The sequence below is a fragment of the Sporichthya sp. genome (assembly GCF_013815995.1).
Taxonomy (GTDB): domain Bacteria; phylum Actinomycetota; class Actinomycetes; order Sporichthyales; family Sporichthyaceae; genus Sporichthya.
On the sequence record NZ_JACDFE010000259.1, the window covers coordinates 1 to 5596 of the forward strand.

The 5596-nt window shown below is 71.5% G+C and carries 5 protein-coding genes; all 5 read left to right on the forward strand.

Annotated features, from left to right (window positions below):
• The coding region (locus H0X00_RS20905) for an FAD-dependent oxidoreductase (RefSeq protein ID WP_293774482.1) at positions 1-387 on the forward strand (387 nt) is incomplete at its 5' end.
• A 116-nt stretch (positions 388-503) separates the two neighbouring features.
• Complete coding sequence (pyk, locus tag H0X00_RS20910) at positions 504-1949, forward strand: pyruvate kinase (RefSeq protein ID WP_293774483.1); 1446 nt, start codon at positions 504-506, stop codon at positions 1947-1949.
• 57 nt (positions 1950-2006) lie between these two features.
• Positions 2007-2483 carry a Crp/Fnr family transcriptional regulator gene (locus H0X00_RS20915; RefSeq protein ID WP_293774485.1) on the forward strand — a complete coding sequence of 159 codons (477 nt, stop codon included), beginning with the start codon at positions 2007-2009 and terminating at the stop codon, positions 2481-2483.
• 11 nt (positions 2484-2494) lie between these two features.
• A complete protein-coding gene (locus tag H0X00_RS20920) occupies positions 2495-3217 on the forward strand; it encodes a metallophosphoesterase (protein ID WP_293774487.1) in 723 nt (240 codons plus the stop codon).
• A partial coding sequence (locus H0X00_RS20925; protein WP_293774489.1) for an adenylate/guanylate cyclase domain-containing protein occupies positions 3214-5596 on the forward strand: 2383 nt, incomplete at its 3' end. The genes H0X00_RS20920 and H0X00_RS20925, both read left to right, overlap by 4 nt.

The following is a 5596-nucleotide window of genomic DNA, read 5'->3' on the forward strand; positions in this document are numbered from 1 at the left end:
GACGACGGCAACGGCAACGTCAAGGCCCTGGTGCTCTCCGAGGTCCGCTTCACCGGCGGCAAGCTCGAGGAGGTGCCCGGCACGGAGCGCGAGATTCCGGCCGACATCGTCCTCCTCGCGATGGGCTTCACCGGCCCGGAGAAGAACGAGCTGCTCACCGGACTGAAGGTCGAGTACGACCCGCGCGGCAACGTGCTCCGCGACGAGGAGTACATGTCGAGCACCGACGGCGTCTTCGTCGCCGGCGACGCCGGGCGGGGTCAGTCGCTGATCGTGTGGGCGATCGCCGAGGGCCGCGCTTGCGCGGCCGCCGTCGACAAGTACCTCACCGGCAACACCAACCTGCCCGTTCCGATCCCGCCCACCGCGGGTCCGTTGGTCGTCTGAGCGACCACCGGCCACCCCCGAAAGCGCACTACGGCACCTCTGAACTCGAAGGCCGGGTGTCGTACTGCACTCTCGGGGGTGAGGGACACCGGGGCGGTCCGCCCTAGGCTGCAGCCATGCGGCGCGCGAAGATCATCTGCACCCTCGGCCCGGCCACGGACAGCGAGGACCAGGTCCGTGCGCTGGTGGCGGCGGGGATGGACATCGCCCGGCTCAACCTGAGCCACGGTGAATACGCCGAGCACGAGGAGCGGTACCGCAAGGTCCGGGCCGCCTCGGACGCGCTCGGGCGGGCGGTCGGCATCCTGGTCGACCTGCAGGGCCCGAAGATCCGCCTCGGCCGGTTCGCCGACGGCTCGGCTGAGTTGCTGGCGGGCGCGCCGTTCACCATCACCACTCGCGACGTCCCCGGCGACGCCGCAGCGGTGTCCACCACCTACCCCGGACTGCCACGGGACTGCGAGCCCGGCGACGCGATCCTGGTCGACGACGGCCGGATCGGCCTGCAGGTGCTCTCGGTGACCGGCACCGACGTGAACACCCTTGTGGTGGACGGCGGCTGGGTGAGCAACTCCAAGGGCCTGAATCTGCCCGGCGTTGCGGTGGGGGTGCCTGCGCTGTCCGAGAAGGACATCGCCGACCTGCGCTGGGCGCTGCACCTGCGCGCGGACATGATCGCGCTTTCGTTCGTGCGCGACGCGAAGGACTACGAACTGGTCCGTGCGATCATGGACGAAGAAGGCGTGGTTCTGCCCGTCATCGCCAAGCTGGAGAAGCCGCAGGCGGTGGAGAACCTCGACGAGATCATCGCGGCCTTCGACGGCGTGATGGTCGCCCGCGGCGACCTCGGGGTGGAACTGCCCCTGGAGGACGTGCCGCTGGTGCAGAAGCGTGCCATTCACAGCACCCGGATCAAGGCCAAGCCGGTCATCGTCGCCACCCAGATGCTGGACTCGATGATCGAGGACCCGCGGCCCACCCGGGCGGAGGCCTCCGACGTCGCCAACGCGGTGCTCGACGGCGCGGACGCGTTGATGCTCTCCGGCGAGACCAGCGTCGGGCGCCATGCGCTGACCACCGTGCGGACGATGGCGAGAATTATCGAGGCGGTCGAGGAAGACACCCTCACCGCGCTCGGGCCGGCCATCGGCCCGCCCCAGACCATCGGCGGTGCGATCGCCCGGGCGGCCACCGAGGTCGGCGAGGCGGCCGATGCGAAGTACCTGGTCGCGTTCACCCAGTCCGGTCAGAGCGCGCGGCGGCTGGCCCGGTACCGCTCGCCGATCCCGGTGCTGGCGTTCACCCCGGTCGCGGCAGTGCGCAACCAGCTCGCGCTGAGCTGGGGCGTGGAGACCTTCCTGGTCCCCGAGGTCCGCCACACCGACGAGATGGTCAAGCAGGTCGACGCCACCCTGCTCGAGCTCGGCCGGGTGCAGGTCGGGGACCGGATCGTCATCATTGCCGGCTCCCCGCCCGGCATCCCGGGCTCGACCAACGCGATGCGGGTCCACCGGATGGGCGATGCCGTCAATCTCGTCGTGCCCGCCTACGACTCCGACTGAAGGTCCGGGCCGTCGGGGGGACCGCCGCGCAGACCTCTGATCGGTAGGGTGCGGGCCGTGGACGAAGGACTGACACTCAGCCAGGGATTGCCGGAGCGCGAGTTCGCTCCCGGCGAGGACATCCTCGGTGAGGGTGAAATCAGCGGCGAACTGCACGTCCTCCTCCACGGCACCGTCGGCATCGAGGTGCACGGGGTGCTCGTGAAGCGGGTCTCGGACCCGGGCTCCTTCCTCGGGGAGATTTCCGCCCTCCTGGGCACCACACACTCGGCACGGGTCTACGCCATCGAGTCCTGCCGTACCCGGGTGATGGCCGCCGACGCCATCCGGTCCAATCCGGACCTGCTGCTCGGGGTGGCCCGGCTGCTCGCGGCCCGGCTGCAGGCGATGACCGGCTATCTCGCCGACCTGCGGACCCAGTACGCCGACTCCGAGGACCACCTGTCCCTGATGGCCGACGTGCTCTCCGAGCTCACCGCGGCCCGGCCGACCTCGATCGCGCCCGGCTCCACGCGCGACGGCTACGACCACTGACCGGGGCCGGCGTGAAACTCCTGCTGGTATCCGACCTGCACTACACGCTGAGGCACTACGACTGGGTGATCGCGCGGTCGGGGGACTACGACGCCGTCGTCATTGCCGGTGACCTGCTCAGCGTGGCCGCGCCGGTCGCTCCTGAGGCGCAGATCGTGGCCGTCCGGGCGACGCTGCGCAAGCTCGCCGAAACCACGAAGGTGTTCGCCTGCTCCGGCAACCACGACCTCAACGCGCTCAACGCCGCGGGGGAGAAGACGGCCGACTGGCTGGAGGTGCTGGCCGAGGCCGGCATTGTCGTCGACGGGGGGTCAGCCGTGGTCGGGGACACCCTGATCACCGTGCTCCCGTGGTGGGACGGCCCGGTCGCACGGGAGGCCTCGGAGAAGGTCCTGGCCGACGTCGACCGCTCGGTGGCCGAGCGCTGGGTGTGGGTGTACCACTCTCCGCCGGAGTCGTTGCTCAGCTGGACCGGTTCGCGCCACTTCGGCGACCCCACGGTCCGCGACTGGATCGAGCGCTGGTCGCCGGATGCGGTGCTCTGCGGTCATATCCATCAGGCGCCGTTCGCGCCGGACGGGTCGTGGGTCGACCGGGTCGAGGAGACCTGGGTGTTCAACCCGGGCAAGCAGACCGGGCCGGTGCCGACGTCGGTCGAGATCGACCTGAGCGCCGGGCACGCGCGATGGAGTGCGATGACCGGGCCCGAGGAACGATCCCTCGCGGCACCATGACCGATTCCGGGTCGTGGCTGGGGCCGACGGCGTCGGCGGAGCGGGTGTTCGACGCCTACGTCCCGCGGTTGGTTCTGCACCACCTCGCGCGTGAGGTGTTTCATCCGGTGCGCACGGTTGACGGCACGATGCTGTTCGCCGATCTCTCCGGCTTCACGAAGCTGTCGGAGAAGCTGCAGCGCCGGGGGCCCGAGGGCGCCGAACTGCTCGTCACGACCATCAACGGGGTGTTCGAGGCCCTGCTGCGGGTCGCCTACGACAACGGCGGCAGCCTGATCAAGTTCGGCGGCGACGCGCTACTGGTCTTCTTCGACGGGGACAGCCATGCGCCGCGGGCCGCACACGCGGCCTTCCGGATGCGGGACCGGCTGCGCACCGTCGGCAAGCTCGACGTGTCCGGCGTGCACGGCGTGCTGCGGATGACGGTGGGCCTGCACAGCGACCGGTTCCACTTCGTTCTCGCCGGGGAGTCCCACCTCGAGCACCTGGTGCTGGGCGACGGGGCACGCGGGACCGTCGAGACCGAGGGCCTGGCCGAGAACGGCCAGATCGTGCTCAGCGCCACCACCATGGCGGCGCTGCCCGCCGGGTGCGGTGGTCAGGCGGTGGGCGATCGGGGCGCGATCCTGCTGCGGCGCTCACCACTGACCGAGGACACCGCTCCGGTCGAGGAGGTCCCGCGTCCGCCCACCGAGCTGGTCGGCCGGGCCCTGTCCACTGCGGTCCGCGCCCACGTCCTCGGCGGGCGGGCGGCGCCGGAACACCGTCGCGCCAGCGTCGCCTTCCTGCAGTTCAAGGGAACCAACGCGATCATCGCCGAGGAGGGTATCGAGGCGGCGGCGGCGGCCGTCCACGAACTGGTCGTCGACGTCCAGGCCGCGGCCGACGCCTGGGAGGTCTGCTTCCTCGATTCCGACATCGACGCCGACGGCGGTAAGCTGCTGCTCACGGCCGGCGCTCCGCGGGTGGTGGGCGACGACGAAGAACGGATTCTGCTGACGTTGCGTCAGATTCTGGACGGGCAGTCAAACAAGGGGCGGGGCCGGCTGCCGATCCGGATCGGGGTCAACCGCGGCCCGGTGTTCACCGGTGAGATCGGGCCGTACTACCGGCGCTCCTACATCGTGATGGGCGACACCACCAACCTCGCGGCCCGGGTGATGGGCAAGGCACGGGTCGGAGCGTTGTGGGCGACCCCGGGAATCTTGGAGCGATCGACCACCAGGTTCGCGACGGTCACGCTCGAGCCCTTCCCCGCCAAGGGCAAGGCCAAGCTGGTGCAGGCCTACGAGGTGGGCGAGACACGGCGTTCGGCCGCCGTGGACCGGGGCGCACGGGAACGGCTGCCGCTGATCGGCCGGGACGTGGAGGTGTCGCTGCTGCGCGCCGCCCTGGACGGGCTCGCCGCGGGGGCGGGGCGGGCGTTGGCCCTGACGGGTGAGGCCGGCACGGGTAAGTCCCGTCTGCTGGAGGAGGTCGCCGATCTGGCCGGCGACCCGGTCCGGGTCGAGGTCGGCTGCGAGGTGCACACCGCCGCCACCCCGTACGGACCGTGGCAGACGCTGCTGCCCGCGCTGATCGGGGTCGCCCCGGATGCGGCGGCCGAGGACGTCTACGCCGTCGCCCGGCAGCGGTGCGCCGACAGCGCGCCCGACCTGCTGCCGTGGGCACCGCTGATCGCCGACGTCCTCGGTGCGGCGGCCGAACCGACCGAGCAGGTCGCGGCGCTGGCCCCGGAGTTCCGGGCCGGCCGGCGGCACGAGGTCGTGCTGCGCTTCCTCGCCCCCGAGCTCGCGCGTCCCACTGTGCTCGTCATCGACAACGCCCACCTGCTGGATGAGGCCTCGCGCGGACTGCTCGAGGCGTTGGCCGCGCGGTTGGACTCCACCCCCTGGCTGGTGCTGACCGCGGGTCGCCCCCGGGACGGAGCTGACGGATCGTCAGAGCAGGTCCAGGTCGCCCCGCTGGAGCCGGCCGACGCCCGGGAACTCGCCGAGCAGGCGACCGAGAAGCACCCGTTGCCGGCGCACGTCCTCGCCGAAGCAGTGGCCCGTTCGGGCGGGAATCCGCAGTTCCTGCTGGATCTGCTCGATGCGGCCGGGGGCGGGTTGGGGGAGCTGCCCGAATCCGCGCAGGCCGCGTCGATGGCGGTGATCGATGCCTTGCCGCCGGGGGACCGCGCTCTGGTGCGCCGGCTCAGCGTCTTCGGTGCCGGCTTCCACCCGGCCCAGCTCCCGGCGGTCGGCCTGGACGACGCCATCGACTGGGACCCGGCGTGGCGACGCCTGGCGGCGGTCCTCGACCTCGGCGCCGACGGTCGGATCAGGTTCCGCCGGACCGCCGTCCAGGAGGCCGCCTACGCCGGCCTGCCCTTCGGCG

Excerpts from the sequence above, each read along its gene's own strand:
- pyk (WP_293774483.1), top strand. The coding sequence starts at position 504 with ATGCGGCGCGCGAAGATCATCTGCACCCTCGGCCCGGCCACGGACAGC.